At 74.0% G+C, this 15,330-nt stretch carries 13 protein-coding genes; 9 read left to right on the top strand and 4 right to left on the bottom strand.

Translation table 11 applies throughout. The features are described from left to right. Position 1 precedes the first annotated feature (1 nt). Positions 2-1,777 (bottom strand): serine/threonine-protein kinase, encoded by a 1,776-nt coding sequence (locus DNL40_RS15850; protein WP_111252237.1) that lies wholly within the window; start codon positions 1,775-1,777, stop codon positions 2-4. A 44-nt stretch (positions 1,778-1,821) separates the two neighbouring features. Continuing rightward, complete coding sequence (locus tag DNL40_RS15845) at positions 1,822-2,772, bottom strand: hypothetical protein (RefSeq protein ID WP_111252236.1); 951 nt, start codon at positions 2,770-2,772, stop codon at positions 1,822-1,824. Between the two features lie 166 nt (positions 2,773-2,938). On the opposite strand from DNL40_RS15845, the gene DNL40_RS15840 reads away from it, so the two are divergent. From DNL40_RS15840 to DNL40_RS15810, 7 genes are all read left to right on the top strand, one after another. Further along, positions 2,939-3,625, top strand: a complete 687-nt coding sequence (locus DNL40_RS15840; protein WP_111252235.1) for a VOC family protein — start codon at positions 2,939-2,941, stop codon at positions 3,623-3,625. Positions 3,626-3,902: 277 nt separating this feature from the next. Continuing rightward, positions 3,903-5,741 carry an acetolactate synthase large subunit gene (locus tag DNL40_RS15835; protein ID WP_111252234.1) on the top strand — a complete coding sequence of 613 codons (1,839 nt, stop codon included), beginning with the start codon at positions 3,903-3,905 and terminating at the stop codon, positions 5,739-5,741. A 7-nt stretch (positions 5,742-5,748) separates the two neighbouring features. Beyond that, positions 5,749-6,270, top strand: a complete 522-nt coding sequence (gene ilvN, locus DNL40_RS15830; protein WP_111252233.1) for an acetolactate synthase small subunit — start codon at positions 5,749-5,751, stop codon at positions 6,268-6,270. A 37-nt stretch (positions 6,271-6,307) separates the two neighbouring features. Then, positions 6,308-7,336, top strand: a complete 1,029-nt coding sequence (ilvC, locus tag DNL40_RS15825) for a ketol-acid reductoisomerase (protein WP_111252232.1) — start codon at positions 6,308-6,310, stop codon at positions 7,334-7,336. Positions 7,337-7,432: 96 nt separating this feature from the next. After that, positions 7,433-8,056: an ASCH domain-containing protein gene (locus DNL40_RS15820; RefSeq protein ID WP_111252231.1), complete on the top strand. Its 624-nt coding sequence runs from the start codon at positions 7,433-7,435 to the stop codon at positions 8,054-8,056. Positions 8,057-8,124: 68 nt separating this feature from the next. Then, positions 8,125-9,192: a 3-isopropylmalate dehydrogenase gene (locus DNL40_RS15815; RefSeq protein WP_111252230.1), complete on the top strand. Its 1,068-nt coding sequence runs from the start codon at positions 8,125-8,127 to the stop codon at positions 9,190-9,192. A gap of 158 nt (positions 9,193-9,350) precedes the next feature. Further along, positions 9,351-10,496 carry a branched-chain amino acid aminotransferase gene (locus tag DNL40_RS15810; RefSeq protein ID WP_111252229.1) on the top strand — a complete coding sequence of 382 codons (1,146 nt, stop codon included), beginning with the start codon at positions 9,351-9,353 and terminating at the stop codon, positions 10,494-10,496. 86 nt (positions 10,497-10,582) lie between these two features. Here the strand turns inward: DNL40_RS15810 and DNL40_RS15805 are convergent, their stop codons facing one another. After that, on the bottom strand, positions 10,583-11,173 hold the full coding sequence (locus DNL40_RS15805) for a hypothetical protein (RefSeq protein WP_111252228.1): 591 nt from the start codon (positions 11,171-11,173) through the stop codon (positions 10,583-10,585). Between the two features lie 258 nt (positions 11,174-11,431). Between DNL40_RS15805 and cimA the strand changes: the two genes are divergently transcribed. Beyond that, positions 11,432-13,033 (top strand): citramalate synthase, encoded by a 1,602-nt coding sequence (cimA, locus tag DNL40_RS15800; RefSeq protein ID WP_111252227.1) that lies wholly within the window; start codon positions 11,432-11,434, stop codon positions 13,031-13,033. Between the two features lie 2 nt (positions 13,034-13,035). Here the strand turns inward: cimA and DNL40_RS15795 are convergent, their stop codons facing one another. After that, positions 13,036-13,911, bottom strand: a complete 876-nt coding sequence (locus DNL40_RS15795; protein ID WP_111252226.1) for a MurR/RpiR family transcriptional regulator — start codon at positions 13,909-13,911, stop codon at positions 13,036-13,038. 252 nt (positions 13,912-14,163) lie between these two features. On the opposite strand from DNL40_RS15795, the gene lplB reads away from it, so the two are divergent. Then, positions 14,164-15,240: a lipoate-protein ligase small subunit gene (gene lplB / locus DNL40_RS15790; RefSeq protein WP_111252225.1), complete on the top strand. Its 1,077-nt coding sequence runs from the start codon at positions 14,164-14,166 to the stop codon at positions 15,238-15,240. The last annotated feature ends 90 nt before the right edge of the window (positions 15,241-15,330 follow it).

The following is a 15,330-nucleotide window of genomic DNA, read 5'->3' as shown; positions in this document are numbered from 1 at the left end:
CTCAGCGCTCGACGCACGCCCGTTCGGAGACCCCGACCCTGTCGGCCGCCTCGACGTCGACCACGACCACCTGCACGCACACCCGCGCCGCGTCCGGGTCCACGCCCTCGACCGTGGTCTCCGTGACACCGGCCGCCACGCGCTGCAGCGCACGCGGCTCGCCCGGTGCGTCCGGGTCCACGACGATGGCGGTGACCCGTCCGCTCGTCGGGTCGGTCCAGGACAGCTCGAGGCTCGTGCCCCGGTCGACGGCGACCAGGTCCCGCGGCTCGAGCGCCGCCTCCGAGACCTGCGCCTGCACAGGGCCCGACGGCGGAGCGAGGGGTTCGTCGAGGAGCGGGACGTCCACCGCGGTGGGGGCCGCCTCCGGTGGTGGCGGGGCTTGCCGCGAGGACGTCCACAGCGTCACCGCGACACCCAGCGCGCTGCCCAGCAGCACCGCCCCGCCGACGAACGCGGCGACACCCACCCAGGCCCGCCGCGCCGGCGCGGGCCCGGCCTCGGACGGGTCCGGCTCCTGTGACGCCCCGGTCGCGGGCACCAGCTCCGGGTGCAGCCCGGTGGCTTCGTCGTCGGCCGCCGTCACCGCTGGTCCCGGCGTGCCGCCGCCGGCACCCTGCAGCAGGGCGAGCGCCGACGGCGCGAGCGGCCCCGGCGCTTGCGGCTGGTCGGGCGGGAGCTCGAGCCCTGCCAGGGCCGGGGGCGGCGCGGCGCCCGGAGGGACGTCGGCGGGCGGCGGGACGTCGGCGGGCGGCGGGGGTGTCGGCGACGACGGCTCGGGGTGCGCCGCCAGCACGGTCGGTGCTGGGGAGGAAGGGGCTGGGGAGGAAGGGGCTGGCGACGACGGCTCTGCCGGCGTCGTGGGGGCCCACGACCGCGTCTCGGTGGGTACCTGCCGCAGGGCGTGGTGCACCTCGTCGGCACCCGCGAAGCGGTCCTCCCGGTGCGGGGCGAGGCAGCGCTCGACGACGTCGAGCAGCTCGGTGGGCACGTCGTCGCGCTGCAGCGGCCGCCGCAGCCCTGTGCGCACCCGGCGCAGGTAGCCCAGCGCCGTGTCGTCGGCGGCGTCGGGTGCCGCGAACGGTGCGCGGCCGTCGAGCAGCGTGAACAGCGTCGACCCGAGAGACCACACGTCGTCGGCGGGGGTGGGCTCCAGGCCGTCGAGCACCTGGGGCGAGGCGTGCCGGTAGGAGAACCGCTCGAGCGAGGAGGTGTGCCCGGCGTCCGCCATCCGCGCGATGCCGAAGTCGGTCAGCACGTAGGACGTCGGCAGGAGGAGCACGTTCTGTGGCTTGACGTCCCGGTGCAGGACGCCGTGCCGGTGGGCGAACGCGAGCGCGTCGGCCACCGCGGTGCCGGCCGCGACCACCTCGGCGACGGGCAGCGGGCCGTGGCTGCGCAGCCGGTCGTGCAGCGAGCCGAGGTCGTGGAAGTCCATCACCAGGCACGGGTTGCCCTGGGCGGTGGTGCCCGTGTCCAGCACGGTGACGATGTGCGGGTGCTGGCGGCCCAGGCGCACCGTGATCTCCAGCTCGCGGCGGAACCGCGCCAGGGTCGCGGCGTCCGTCTCGAGCAGCACCTTGATCGCCACGTCCCGGTGCAGGGCAGCCTGCCGCGCGCGGTAGACGACGCCGTCCCCGCCGCGCGCGATCTCGCGGACCTGGTCGTAGCCCTCGAGACCCAGCCGGACCTCGTGCCCGGACGCGGGGTGGTCGGCGGGGGTGCGGCCCGCGGCACCCGCGGCCGGCGCGGGCGCCCACAGGTCGTCGTCAGTCATGCTCTCCCCGTCCACCGGCGCTGCGGGCCCTGTCGGGCACGAGACTAGCGGCGCGGCGCGTCGAGGGTCCCGTGACCGCCGAGCCCCCGCCACAGGTCGCGCGCCTGGAGCGCGACCTCCTCGACGGCGGTCTGGCCGAGCGCCGCCGGGGTGGCCAGGACGCCCGCGAACCCCACGGCGTCGAAGGTGGCGTCCATGCGGGACGCGAAGCGGTCGCCGAACCTGGTGCCCGCCATCGCCTCGTCGACCTGGGTGCCGGCCCAGGTGCCGACGTCCCAGGAGACGCCGAGGGCAAAGCCGGCCAGGTTCAGCCCGGGTACGTGGCCCACCGCCCCCAGCACCGCCGAGACGCCGTTGTCGACAGCGCCGTGCAGGTCCCCGCCGGTGTGGCTCCGGTAGGCGCCGTAGGCGTCCGTGAGGACGCCGGCGGTGCCGAGCGCCCCCGTGACCCGGCCCACCGCGGGGCCGACGTGGGCCTCGGAGACGATCCCGAACGCCTGGTCGAGCGTGCGGTACGAGGCGCCGCTCAGGTCCCACCGGGCGGCGGCGTGCGCCACGGCCGCGGCGCCGGTCGCCGTCGCGACAGGGTCGTACCGGTCGAGGAAGTCGGCCACCACGGCATGGGTGCGGTCCACCGCCTGGCGCAGCGCGGCGGCGTCCGGGCCGCCCGTCCCGCCCGGCCCGCCAGCCCCGCCGGCCGCCGCTGTCGCGGGGCCGCTGCCTGCCGCGGCGCTCACCGCCTCCTGCTCGTCGGCGTCGTCCAGCAGCCGCAGCGTCGCCTCGTCCAGCGCCTCGACGCACCGCAGCAGCACCGGGACGTGCTCCTGGCGCCACCCCTGCCGGGCGCGCTCGGCGTCCTGACCCTGCCAGGTGAGCGCCTGCAGCCCGGCGCCCACCCGCGCGGCGCACGCCACGAGCGCCTCGGCGGCCTGGTGCAGCGCGGCCGCCTGCGCCCGCAGGGCGGCGACGTCGGCGCCGCGGAAACCCTCGACCATGGCTCAGCTCCTCGTTCTGGTGACCACCCGAGCCTGGCGGGGACCGGGTGCGGCGTCGAGGCCCGCGGGGGTGGAACGTTCCGCTCCGTGCCGACCCCCTGCCCCTCGGCAGGGCGCTGACCTGCGCCGAGAGGCGTGCGCCCTCCACCCGCGCGAGGGTGGAGACATGGACGACCGCATCACTCCCGAACAGTTCCAGGGGGCGGACGGCACCGGGGACTGGCGCTCGCTGGGCCCCGCGTACGCCTTGTTCCGGACGGGCACCTTCCAGGCCGGCGCGCGCCTGGTGGCGAGGATCGCCGAGGTGGCGGACGAGCTGGGCCGCCACCCGGACGTCGACCTGAGGGGCGGCACGGTCACGGTGCGGCTCGGGTCGCACGAGGTCGGGGGGCTGTCGGCACGGGACGTCGAGCTGGCCCGGCGCATCTCGGCGGCGGCGGCCGGCATGGGGGTCGAGGCCGACCCGTCCGGGGTCCAGCAGACCCAGCTGGGCGTCGACGCTCTCGCCGGTGGGAGGGTCCAGCCGTTCTGGCGTGCCCTGCTGGGCTACGACGAGCGCCCCGGCGAGGAGGCCGTGCGGGAGGAGGAGGCGGCCCCGAGCCTCGTGGACCCGCGGGGGCGGGGGCTGGACGTGTGGTTCCCGCGCGGGGACAGCCCGCGCACCGAGCACAACCGGCTGCACCTGGACGTGTTCGTGCCGGACGACGTCGCGCAGGAGCGGGTGGAGGCGGCGCTGGCGGCGGGCGGCCACCTGGTGACGGACCGGTGGGCGCCGAGCTGGTGGGTGCTGGCGGACCCGGAGGGCAACGAGGCGGCGGTGTGCACGTGGCAAGAGCCGCCGCTGGAGGTGTGACGGCGTGCCCACGAGCGCGTCCCACGCTGCGGTCGTCTATCTCGTCATGTGAGACGTCCCGCGTGTGGCGTGACACCGCTCGCCGGGGCGGCGTAACGTGCGTCACGTGCAGACGATCCTCCTCGTAGTACTTCCCGGGCGCGCCGGCTGAGGCCGCCGTACTCCGTACCGGCTTCGTCAGCGCGCTCACCCCTCGATCGTCCCGGGCACCGCCCAGGGACCGGGGGGTTTTCGTTTGCCCCCGTACCACTCGTAGAACCGACGGCAGGAGAGTCCGATGGCCCAGCCGCACCCGAGCCCCGCACAGGTCGCCGCCCGCAGCGGCTCCGTCGCGCCGGCCGCGAGGGCGTCCGCCGCCCCCGTGCGCGAAGAGATGACCGGTGCGCAGTCGGTCGTCCGCTCGCTCGAGGAGGTCGGGGCCGAGGTCGTCTTCGGCATCCCCGGGGGCGCCATCCTGCCCGCCTACGACCCGCTCATGGACAGTGAGCGGCTGCGCCACATCCTGGTGCGCCACGAGCAGGGCGGGGGCCACGCGGCGTCCGGCTACGCGCACGCCACCGGCAAGGTGGGCGTCACCATGGCCACCAGCGGCCCGGGAGCCACCAACCTGGTCACCCCGATCGCCGACGCCAACATGGACTCGATCCCGATGGTCGCGATCACGGGTCAGGTCGGGGCGGCCGCGATCGGCACGGACGCGTTCCAGGAGGCCGACATCGTCGGCATCACCATGCCGATCACCAAGCACTCCTATCTGGTGACCGACCCGGCCGAGATCCCGCGCACCATCGCCGAGGCCTTCCACATCGCCTCCACCGGCCGGCCCGGCCCGGTGCTCGTCGACATCGCCAAGTCGGCCCTGCAGTCGCCCACCACGTTCGAGTGGCCCACCGAGCCGCACCTGCCCGGCTACCACCCCGTCACCAGGCCGCACGGCAAGCAGGTCCGCGAGGCGGCCCGCCTCCTGGCGACCGCTCGCCGGCCCGTGCTGTACGTGGGCGGCGGCGTGATCCGGGCCGGGGCGTGGGAGGGCGTGCGCCGCCTGGTCGACGTCTCCGGCGCCGCCGTGGTGACCACGCTCATGGCCCGCGGGGCCGTGCCCGACTCCCACCCGCAGCACCTGGGCATGCCCGGCATGCACGGCACCGTCCCGGCCGTCGCTGCGCTGCAGAAGGCCGACCTCATCGTGGCGCTCGGCGCCCGGTTCGACGACCGCGTCACCGGGAAGCTCTCGAGCTTCGCCCCGCACGCCGCCATCGTCCACGCCGACATCGACCCGGCCGAGATCGGCAAGAACCGCGAGGTCGACGTGCCCATCGTGGGCGACCTGCGCGAGGTCGTCGCCGAGCTGGTGCCGGCCCTGGAGGCCGAGCACGCCAAGAACGGCCTGCCCGACCTCGCGGCCTGGTGGCACCAGATCGACACCTGGCGCGAGACGTACCCGCTCGGCTACACGCCCACCGCCGATGGCCTGCTGGCACCCCAGCACGTCATCTCGCGGCTCGGGGAGATCGCCGGCTCGGACGCCGTCTACGTGTCCGGCGTGGGCCAGCACCAGATGTGGGCCGCCCAGTTCATCCGGTACGAGCAGCCGCGCACGTGGATCAACTCCGGCGGCCTGGGCACCATGGGCTACGCCGTGCCCGCCGCGATGGGGGCCAAGGTGGGCCGCCCCGACGCCACCGTGTGGGCCGTGGACGGCGACGGCTGCTTCCAGATGACCAACCAGGAGCTGGCGACCTGCGTCATCAACGAGATCCCCATCAAGGTGGCGCTCGTCAACAACAGCTCGCTGGGCATGGTGCGCCAGTGGCAGACCCTGTTCTACGACTCGCGCTACTCCAACACGGACCTGCACACGGGCCACGGCACCCAGCGGGTGCCCGACTTCGTCAAGCTCGCCGACGCCTACGGGTGCGTGGGCATCCGGGTGGAGCACGAGTCCGAGGTGGACGACGCGCTGCGGCGGGCCAACGAGATCGACGACCGCCCCGTGGTCGTGGACCTCACCGTCTCGCGCGACGCGATGGTGTGGCCGATGGTCGCCGCCGGCGTGAGCAATGACGACATCCAGTACGCCCGCGGGATCTCGCCCGCCTGGGACCGAGAGGAGTGAGGTGAGCATGTCCCGTCACACGCTGTCCGTGCTGGTGGAGAACAAGCCGGGCGTCCTGACCCGTGTCGCCGCGCTGTTCGCACGCCGCGCCTTCAACATCCACTCGCTCGCGGTGGGCCCCACGGAGCACGAGGACATCTCGCGCATCACCGTGGTGGTCGACGTCGACGAGCTGCCCCTGGAGCAGGTCACCAAGCAGCTCAACAAGCTGGTGCACGTGCTCAAGATCGTCGAGCTCGACGCCGAGTCGTCCGTCCAGCGGCAGCTGCTGCTGGTCAAGGTGCGCGCCGACGCGTCCACCCGCTCGGGCGTGCTCGAGGTCGTGAACCTGTTCCGCGCGCACGTCGTCGACGTCGTGCCCGACACCGTGGTGGTCGAGGCCATCGGCACCGACGCCAAGCTGGACGCCCTGGTGGCGGCGCTCGAGCCGTACGGTGTGCGCGAGATCGTCAAGTCCGGGACCCTCGCCATCGGGCGCGGGTCACGGTCCATCACCGACCGGGCGCTCGAGCGCGTCCGGACCGCCTGACCCCCTGCAACCGACAACCGCTTTAGGGAGCACCACCGTGGCTGAGCTTTTCTACGACGACGACGCCGACCTGTCCGTGATCCAGCAGCGCAAGGTCGCCGTCGTGGGCTACGGCAGCCAGGGGCACGCGCACGCCCTGAACCTGCGCGACTCCGGCGTCGACGTCCGCGTGGGCCTGCGCGAGGGCTCCGCCTCGCGCGAGAAGGCCGAGAACGAGGGCCTGCGCGTGCTGTCCGTGGCCGACGCCGTCAAGGAGGCCGACGTCGTCGTGATCCTCGCGCCGGACCAGGTGCAGCGGCACATCTACCGCGAGGAGATCGCCCCGAACCTGCAGGACGGCGCCGCGCTCGTCTTCGGGCACGGCTTCAACATCCGCTTCGGCTACATCGAGCCCGCCGCGGGCCACGACGTCGTCATGGTCGCCCCCAAGGGCCCGGGCCACCTGGTGCGTCGCGAGTACGCCGACGGCCGTGGCGTGCCCGTGATCGTGGCCGTCGAGACGGACGCCTCGGGCAAGGCGTGGGACCTGGCGCTGTCGTACGCCAAGGCCATCGGCGGCCTGCGTGCAGCCGGCATCAAGACCACCTTCACCGAGGAGACCGAGACCGACCTGTTCGGCGAGCAGGCCGTCCTGTGCGGCGGCGTCTCCCAGCTCATCCAGTACGGCTTCGAGACGCTGACCGAGGCCGGCTACCAGCCCGAGGTCGCCTACTTCGAGGTGCTGCACGAGCTCAAGCTGATCGTCGACCTCATCTACGAGGGCGGCATCACCAAGCAGCGCTGGTCGGTCTCCGACACCGCCGAGTACGGCGACTACGTGTCCGGGCCGCGCGTGATCGACGCCCGCGTGAAGGAGAACATGAAGGCCGTGCTGGGCGACATCCAGTCGGGTGCCTTCGCCGAGCGCTTCATCAACGACCAGGACGCGGGCGCGCCCGAGTTCAAGGAGCTGCGCGAGAAGGGCCAGAACCACCCGATCGAGCCGGTGGGCCGCGAGCTGCGCAAGCTGTTCGCCTGGGTCAAGCCCAGCGACTCCGACTACGTCGAGGGCTCGGCCGCGCGCTGACGCCCCCGCACGACGGCCCGGTGCCCCTGGTGGGCGCCGGGCCGTCGTCGTGCGCGCCGACCGGCCGAGCAGCCGGTCCGCTGGTTGGATGGGGTCATGAGCGACGCACGCGACCTGCCCGACGACCTGCCCGCCGAGCTCGCAGACGGTGCGGCGGCTCCCGTCCCGCCGGACCTTGCCGACGGGCTGCCCGACGACCTCCCGGAGCCGAGCGCCGAGGACCTGGAGCGTGCCGAGCGCGTGCAGCGGTTCTGGGAGTCGGCGCGCGGGCGCGCCGGCCTGGGCCGTGTGGTGGCCGTGACCGGCCCGGCGTGGGGCGAGGCGATGGCCCCGCCCGCGTGGTCGTTCGGCGACTCGCCCGAGCTCGCGGACGAGCTCCTGGGGCTGGTCCTGGAGGGTACGAAGACCGGCACGGCCTCGCTCGTGTGGGAGTACGACGGCGGCCAGGAGCCCATGCCCGCTGAGGGCGACCTGTCGATCCTGCTCGACGGCGCGGGGGAGCCGCGGGCGCTCGTGCGCACCACCGAGGTGCGGGTCGTGCCCTTCGACGAGGTCGACGAGGAGTTCGCGCGCTCGGAGGGGGAGGGGGACCGCACCCTGGCGTCCTGGCGCGAGGGGCACGAGCGCTACTGGCGGCGCAACATGCCGGCGGGGCGAGAGTTCTCCCGGGACATGCCCGTGGTGTGCGAGAGGTTCGAGCTGCTCTACCGGGCCCCGTGACCGGCGGGCCGCCCGGATGGTGAGACGCCTGTCCCGCATCCTGGCACCCTCGGCCTAGGCTCAGGGGCATGACGCAGGGCAGCGAGCAGGCGCAGAGCATCGACCTGGCCGTGGTGGCCGGAGACGGCATCGGCACCGAGGTCGTCGAGCAGGGCCTCGCCGTGCTCGACGCCGCGCTGGCCGGCACCGGCGTCAAGGTCACGACCACGGACTACGACCTCGGCGCGCGCCGCTACCACGCCACCGGCGAGACCCTCACCGACGCCGACCTCGCCGCCCTCCGCGGCCACGACGCGATCCTGCTCGGCGCCGTCGGCGACCCCTCCGTGCCCTCCGGCGTGCTCGAGCGCGGCCTGCTCCTGCGCCTGCGCTTCGCGCTCGACCACTACGTGAACCTGCGCCCCGCCCGGCTGTTCCCCGGCGTCCGCAGCCCGCTCGCCGACCCGGGCGAGGTCGACTTCGTCGTCGTGCGCGAGGGCACCGAGGGGCCCTACGTCGGCAACGGTGGTTCCGTCCGGACCGGCACGCCGCACGAGATCGCCACCGAGGTCTCCGTCAACACCGCCTACGGCGTCGAGCGCGTCGTGCGCTACGCGTTCGCCAAGGCCGCCGCCCGCCCCCGCAAGCACCTGACCCTCGTGCACAAGCACAACGTCCTCGTGCACGCCGGGCACCTGTGGCGCCGCACCGTCGAGGCCGTCAACGCCGAGTTCCCCGACGTGACCACCGACTACCTGCACGTCGACGCCGCCACCATCTTCCTCACCACGGACCCGTCGCGGTTCGACGTGATCGTCACCGACAACCTCTTCGGTGACATCCTCACGGACCAGGCGGCCGCCATCACCGGCGGCATCGGCCTGGCGGCGTCGGGCAACGTCAACCCCGACCGCACCGCGCCGTCGATGTTCGAGCCCGTCCACGGCTCGGCCCCCGACATCGCCGGGCAGGGCAAGGCCGACCCCACGGCCACCGTGCTCTCCGTGGCCCTCCTGCTCGACCACCTCGGCCACACCGACGCCGCGCGCCGGGTCGAGGCCGCGGTGGAGGCGGACCTCGCGGAGCGCTCCACGGGCCCGGCGCGAGTACGCTCGACGGCCGAGATCGGCCGCGAGCTCGCCGCGCGCCTGCACTGACTGCACAGACTGCACAGACCACACGGGCGCGCCGCCGAGAGCGGCCGGTCCGGCCGTCGTCCCCAGCCCCTCCAGCCGAGGGCCGCTGCGGGCGACCACGCCGGAAACACGGGCGTGGAAGACTGCAGGGGTCCACACGTGAAAGGCCCTTCGCAACCATGTCGAGCACCACGAGCAACCCTGCGTCGAGCACGATCCTCCCCGGGGGCATCGAGGAGATCGTCTCGCTGTTCACCGTCACCCCGACGGACACCCCCACACCGCCCGCCGAGCGTGCCGAGAAGATCGCCCGGCCGCGGTTCGGCACCGTCTTCTCCGACCACATGGCCCGCATCTCGTGGCGTCGCGAGGAGGGGTGGATCCACCGCCGCGTCGAGAAGTACGGCCCGCTCCAGCTCGACCCCGCCACCGCGGTGCTCCACTACGCGCAGGAGATCTTCGAGGGCATGAAGGCCTACGCGCACGCCGACGGCAGCGTGTGGACCTTCCGGCCCGAGGAGAACGCTGCCCGCTTGGCCCGCTCGGCCCACCGCATGGCGCTGCCCGCCCTGCCCGTCGACGACTTCGTCGCCGCCTGCGCCGCCCTCGTGCGCGTCGACTCCGAGTGGGTGCCCACGGCGGAGGACTCGAGCCTCTACCTGCGCCCCTTCATGTTCGCCTCCGAGGCGTTCCTCGGCGTGCGCCCCGCCGACGAGGTCGAGTTCCTCGTCATCGCCTCGCCGTCGGGCGCCTACTTCGCCGGCGGCGTCAAGCCCGTGTCCATCTGGGTGGACTCCGAGTACCACCGCGCCGGGCCCGGCGGCACCGGCTCCGCGAAGTTCGGCGGCAACTACGCGGCCAGCCTGCTGCCGCAGTCGCAGGCCGCCGCCAAGGGCTTCGACCAGGTGTGCTTCCTCGACGGGGCGACCAACACCTACCTCGAGGAGCTCGGCGGCATGAACGTCTTCCTCGTCATGGACGACGGGTCGGTGCACACCCCCGAGCTCACCGGCAGCATCCTCGAGGGCGTCACCCGCTCCTCGATCCTGCGGCTGGCCGCCGACCGCGGCCGCGAGGTGGTCGAGCGGCGCATCCCGCTCACCGAGGTGGTCGAGGGCCTCGCCTCGGGGCGCGTCACCGAGGCGTTCGCCTGCGGCACCGCCGCCGTCGTCACCCCCGTGGGGCGCCTCGCCGGCGACACGTTCGACTCGACCGTCGGTGACGGCCAGCCCGGAGAGCTCACCATGGCGATCCGCGCCGAGCTGACCGACATCCAGTACGGGCGCGCGGCGGACCGGCACGGCTGGATGCGGCGGCTCGCGTGAGGGCGGCGGCGTTCGCGGACCTCGTCCGCGAACGCCGCCGCCCTCCGCCCTCCGGCTCAGGGGGTCTGGGCGCCGGGGCGGGACGACTAGGCGCCGGGGCGGCGTACCAGGGTGCGGGCCAGCACGCCCGTGAGCAGCGACCACACGGCCAGGCCCAGGATGATCCACACGATCGCGGTCAGCACCGCGGGCAGCACGTCCGTGCCACCCGCGAACGGCAGGGCGGCCAGGATGATGGTCGCGAGAGCGACCACCCAGCCGAAGAACGACGCCGGCCGCGGCGTCGAGGCCACGAGCAGGTGCAGGAGGAGCGCGGCGACCAGGGCGGCCAGGCCGCCGGTCACGCCCCACGCGACGAGGTCGGACCCGCCGAACGGCGGAGAGACCAGCTCCTGGCCCGCGACGTCGCCGAGCACGAACCCCGCGGCCAGGCCGATGAGCGCGGCGACCAGCGCCGTCGCGACCGCCCCCGCCCAGTACCGCCCGACCTCGAGCCCCAGCCGCGGGTCCTCCGTGCCGGCGGTGGCCGGGTGGCCCAGGCCCGGGGCGGGCCCGGTCGCCTGCGGCGGTGCCGGGTAGGCGGCGGGCTGCGCGCCCGCCGCCTGCTGGGGCGGTACCGCCGGAGGCTGCTGCTGGCCGGCGGGCACGGCGTCGTCAGGACGCTGGGGGTCACTCATCGCTCGTCTCCTTCCGTGGGACGCGACCAGCCGACCACGGGTCGTGGCTGCTCGCACAGGAGGTCGCGACCGCGTCCGCGTGCTGACACGGTCTGTCCACGCAGCGGGACCGTGTGGCACCATGGCCCTGTGACCTTGCGAGACACGCGCCGCGTCATTCCCTAGCGCGTCCGGCACCACCCCGCCGGACGCGCCGACCTTCCCTACCCGGAGGGTCTTTTTTGTTGCCGGGAGACGAGCACCAGAGAGAAGGACGACGTGACCTTCGACGTGTACGACACGACGCTGCGCGACGGCGCCCAGCAGGAGGGCATGAACCTCACGGTCGCCGACAAGCTGGCGATCGCCCCGCTCCTCGACGAGCTGGGCGTGGGGTTCATCGAGGGCGGCTGGCCGGGCGCCATCCCCAAGGACACCGAGTTCTTCCGCCGCGCACGCGAGGAGCTGACCCTCAAGAACGCCGTCCTCGCCGCGTTCGGCGCCACCCGCCGGCCCGGGGTCGCGGCCTCGGCCGACCCTCAGGTGCGGGCGCTGCTCGACTCCCAGGCTCCCGTGGTGACCCTCGTGGCCAAGTCGGACGTGCGGCACGTCGAGCGGGCGCTGCGCACCACCCGCGAGGAGAACCTCGCGATGATCCGCGACACCGTCGACCTCCTCGTCACCGAGGGGCGGCGCGTCGTCGTCGACGCCGAGCACTTCTACGACGGGTACCGGTTCGACGCCGCCTACGCCACCGCCTGCGCCGAGGCGGCGTTCGGCGCCGGAGCCGAGGTGGTGGTGCTCTGCGACACCAACGGCGGCATGCTGCCCGACCGCGTCACCGACGTCGTCGGTGCGCTGCGCGCCACGCTGGGGGAGGGGCCGCGCCTCGGCATGCACGCGCACAACGACACCGGGTGCGCGGTGGCCAACACGCTCGCCGCGGTGGCCGCCGGTGCCAGCCACGTGCAGGGCACGGTCAACGGCTACGGTGAGCGCACAGGAAACGCCGACCTCGTCGCCGTCGTCGCCAACCTCGAGCTCAAGGCCGGGCGCGAGCTGCTCGCCGACGGCGGGCTGCGCGAGGCCACCCGGATCGCCCACGCCATCGCCGAGATCACCAACATCGCCCCGTTCCAGCGCCAGCCCTACGTCGGCGCGAGCGCGTTCGCGCACAAGGGCGGCCTGCACGCCTCGGCCATCAAGGTGGACCCTGACCTGTACCAGCACGTCGACCCGCTGACGGTGGGCAACGACATGCGCATGCTCGTCTCCGACATGGCCGGGCGGGCGTCGGTCGAGCTCAAGGGCCGCGAGCTCGGCTTCGACCTCTCCGGCCAGGCCGACCTGCTCGCCCGCGTCACCGCCCGCGTCAAGGAGGCCGAGGCCGCCGGCTACACCTACGACGCCGCCGACGCCTCGTTCGAGCTGCTGCTGCGCGAGGAGCTGACTGGCCGGCGCCCCGCCTACCTGACGGTCGAGTCCTGGCGCACCATCGTCGAGACGGCGCCTGGCACCGCCGGAGCGCGCGACGCCGTCGCGCTCGCCGAGGCCACCGTGAAGGTGCGGGCGGGCGGCGAGCGCATCGTCGCCACGGGGGAGGGCAACGGCCCCGTCAACGCCCTCGACCAGGCGCTGCGGCTCGCCCTGACCCGCATCTACCCCGAGATCGGCAGGTTCGAGCTGGCCGACTTCAAGGCCCGCATCCTCGACTCGGAGCACGGCACCGACTCGATCACCCGGGTGCTGGTGGTCACCACCGACGGCGAGCGCACCTGGTCCACCGTGGGGGTCGGTCCCAACGTCATCGAGGCAGCCTGGGAGGCGATGCTCGACGCCCACGTGTGGGGGCTGCTCCACACGGGCGTCGAGCCGAGGTGACCTCAGGCCTTCGGGTCGAGCCGGCGCGGGCTCACCGCCTCCGTGGTGGCACGCAGGGCGGCCGCAGCGCAGTCGTGGCGCCGCTGCACCACCCGGACGAAGAGGAGGTCCACCAGCGCGAGCTGAGCGATGCGCCCCGACATGGCACCGGGGCGGAACCGCGTCTCCCGCGCCGTGGTCGTCAGCACGACGTCGGCCGCCGCTGCCAGCGGCGAGGACGGGAAGTTGGTGATCGCGACGGCGAGGGCGCCCCGCTCCCGGGCCAGCGACAGGGCCTGGTAGGGCTCCACCGTGGTGCCGGTGTGCGAGATCGCGACGGCGACCGTGCCCGGCCCGAGCAGCGCGGCCTGCGTCAGCTGCTGGTGCGGGTCCACGGGCGCCGTCGCGAGGAGGCCCGCCCGCATCAGCCGTTGCGCGAGGTCCTGGCTCGCCAGACCGCTGGACCCCACGCCGAACACGTCGACACGGTCCGCCGACGAGACCGCCTCGGCGACCTTCTCCAGCGCTTCGACGTCGAGCAGGCGGGCAGTCTCCTCGATGGTGCGGGCCTCGTGGAAGGCGATCTTGGAGACCACCGCGGCGGCGGAGTCGCCGTCCTCGATCTCTCCCTCCGTGATGCCGGAACGCTCGAGCTCGAGCTCCCGGCGGCTGGTGGCCTGCGCCAGGTCGATGCGGAACTCCGGGTAGCCCGCATAGCCCACGGCGCGGCAGAACCGCACCACGGTGGCCTGCGACGTGCTCGCACGGGCGGCCAGCTCCGTGATGGTCGACGACACGACACCCGGCGGGTCGTCGAGCACCGCCTGCGCGATGCGCGCCTCGGCCGGGCGCAGCGTGGGCAGCTCCTGGCGGAGCCGGACGAGGACGTCAGCAGACATGGGTGTGTTCCTTGCTGGGATGGGTCGCAGCGGCGCGAGACCGAAGAGCGGGGACGGCGAGCGCGCCGTCGTGACCGCCGCGCGGCTCGAGGCGGCGGACGGCAGGGGGCAGGGTGCCGGTGGGGCGTGACATCTCAACTTTCCGGGTGGGCGGAGCCGGAGGTCACGTGCTCCTGGCACGTGTCACCTGGCCGCGGCCCCGAGACTAGCGCTCCCTGCCCACTTTTGTCCCCTACCACGTAGGTTGGGATCGTGCATGGCGAGTACAAGGTTCCTGGCGGCAAGCTCGTCGCCGTCGACGTCGAGGTGGCCGAGGGCCGCCTGGTAGGCGCCCACCTCTCGGGCGACTTCTTCCTCGAGCCGGACGAGGCGCTCGGCGTCATCGACCGCGCCCTCACGGGCCTCGAGGCCACCACGCCCACCGGGGAGATCGCCCGCGCGGTCGAGGCGGCGCTGCAGGCGGCGGAGTCCGACGGCACCCTGCCCGGACCCGCAGCCCTGGTCGGCTTCGACCCCTGGGCCGTGGGCGTGGCCGTGCGCCGGGCGCTCGGCCACGCGACCACCTGGGACGACCACGTCTTCGAGGTGCTGCGACCCGGCCCGCTGCCGCCCCGCACCCTGGCCGCGCTCGACCAGGTGCTCACCGAGGAGCTCGCCGAAGGGCGGCGCGGCCCCACGCTGCGGTTCTGGGACTGGGACGAGCGGGCCGTGTTCATCGGCTCGTTCCAGTCGCTGTCCAACGAGGTGGACCCCGCGGGGGTGGCCAAGCACGACGTCACCGTGGTGCGGCGCATCTCCGGGGGTGGCGCCATGTTCATGGAGGCCGGAAACTGCGTGACGTTCTCGCTCGTGGTGCCCGCCTCGCTCGTCGACGGCATGTCGTTCGAGCAGTCCTACGCGTTCCTCGACTCGTGGGTGCTCGGTGCGCTCGAGTCGGTCGGCGTCGAGGCGTTCTTCGCCGGCATGAACGACGTCGCCTCCCCGGCGGGCAAGCTGGCGGGCTCGGCGCAGAAGCGCCTGGCCGGTGGCGCGGTGCTGCACCACATGACCATGGCGTACGACATCGACAGCGCCAAGATGCTCGAGGTGCTGCGCATCGGCCGCGAGAAGCTCTCGGACAAGGGCACGACCAGCGCGGCCAAGCGGGTGGACCCGCTGCGCTCGCAGACCGGCCTGCCGCGCGAGGCGATCGTGGACGCGTTCGACGCCTACTTCCGCAGCCGGTACCGGACCGTCGACTCCGAGCTGCGGCCCGAGGAGCTCGAGCGGGCCGAGGAGCTGGTGCGGACCAAGTTCGCGACACAGGAGTGGATCGCCCGCGTGCCGTGAACCACGCGGCACACCTCCGCCGGGCCGGGCCGGGCCGAGCAGGCGGGGCCGGCCCGGCGGAGGTGTGCCGCGTGGTTCACGGCACGCGGG

It is taken from the genome of Xylanimonas oleitrophica, assembly GCF_003244315.1.
In the GTDB taxonomy this organism is placed as follows: domain Bacteria; phylum Actinomycetota; class Actinomycetes; order Actinomycetales; family Cellulomonadaceae; genus Xylanimonas_A; species Xylanimonas_A oleitrophica.
Note: the sequence above shows the minus strand (reverse complement) of the source record. Positions and strands in the feature narration are given on the sequence as shown.

Coding starts and splice junctions, on each gene's coding strand:
- DNL40_RS15820 (WP_111252231.1), top strand. CDS start 7,433: ATGAGCGACGCACGCGACCTGCCCGACGACCTGCCCGCCGAGCTCGCA.
- DNL40_RS15840 (WP_111252235.1), top strand. CDS start 2,939: ATGGACGACCGCATCACTCCCGAACAGTTCCAGGGGGCGGACGGCACC.
- DNL40_RS15795 (WP_111252226.1), bottom strand. CDS start 13,911: ATGTCTGCTGACGTCCTCGTCCGGCTCCGCCAGGAGCTGCCCACGCTG.
- DNL40_RS15835 (WP_111252234.1), top strand. CDS start 3,903: ATGGCCCAGCCGCACCCGAGCCCCGCACAGGTCGCCGCCCGCAGCGGC.
- DNL40_RS15815 (WP_111252230.1), top strand. CDS start 8,125: ATGACGCAGGGCAGCGAGCAGGCGCAGAGCATCGACCTGGCCGTGGTG.
- DNL40_RS15850 (WP_111252237.1), bottom strand. CDS start 1,777: ATGACTGACGACGACCTGTGGGCGCCCGCGCCGGCCGCGGGTGCCGCG.
- DNL40_RS15810 (WP_111252229.1), top strand. CDS start 9,351: ATGTCGAGCACCACGAGCAACCCTGCGTCGAGCACGATCCTCCCCGGG.
- ilvN (WP_111252233.1), top strand. CDS start 5,749: ATGTCCCGTCACACGCTGTCCGTGCTGGTGGAGAACAAGCCGGGCGTC.
- DNL40_RS15845 (WP_111252236.1), bottom strand. CDS start 2,772: ATGGTCGAGGGTTTCCGCGGCGCCGACGTCGCCGCCCTGCGGGCGCAG.
- DNL40_RS15805 (WP_111252228.1), bottom strand. CDS start 11,173: ATGAGTGACCCCCAGCGTCCTGACGACGCCGTGCCCGCCGGCCAGCAG.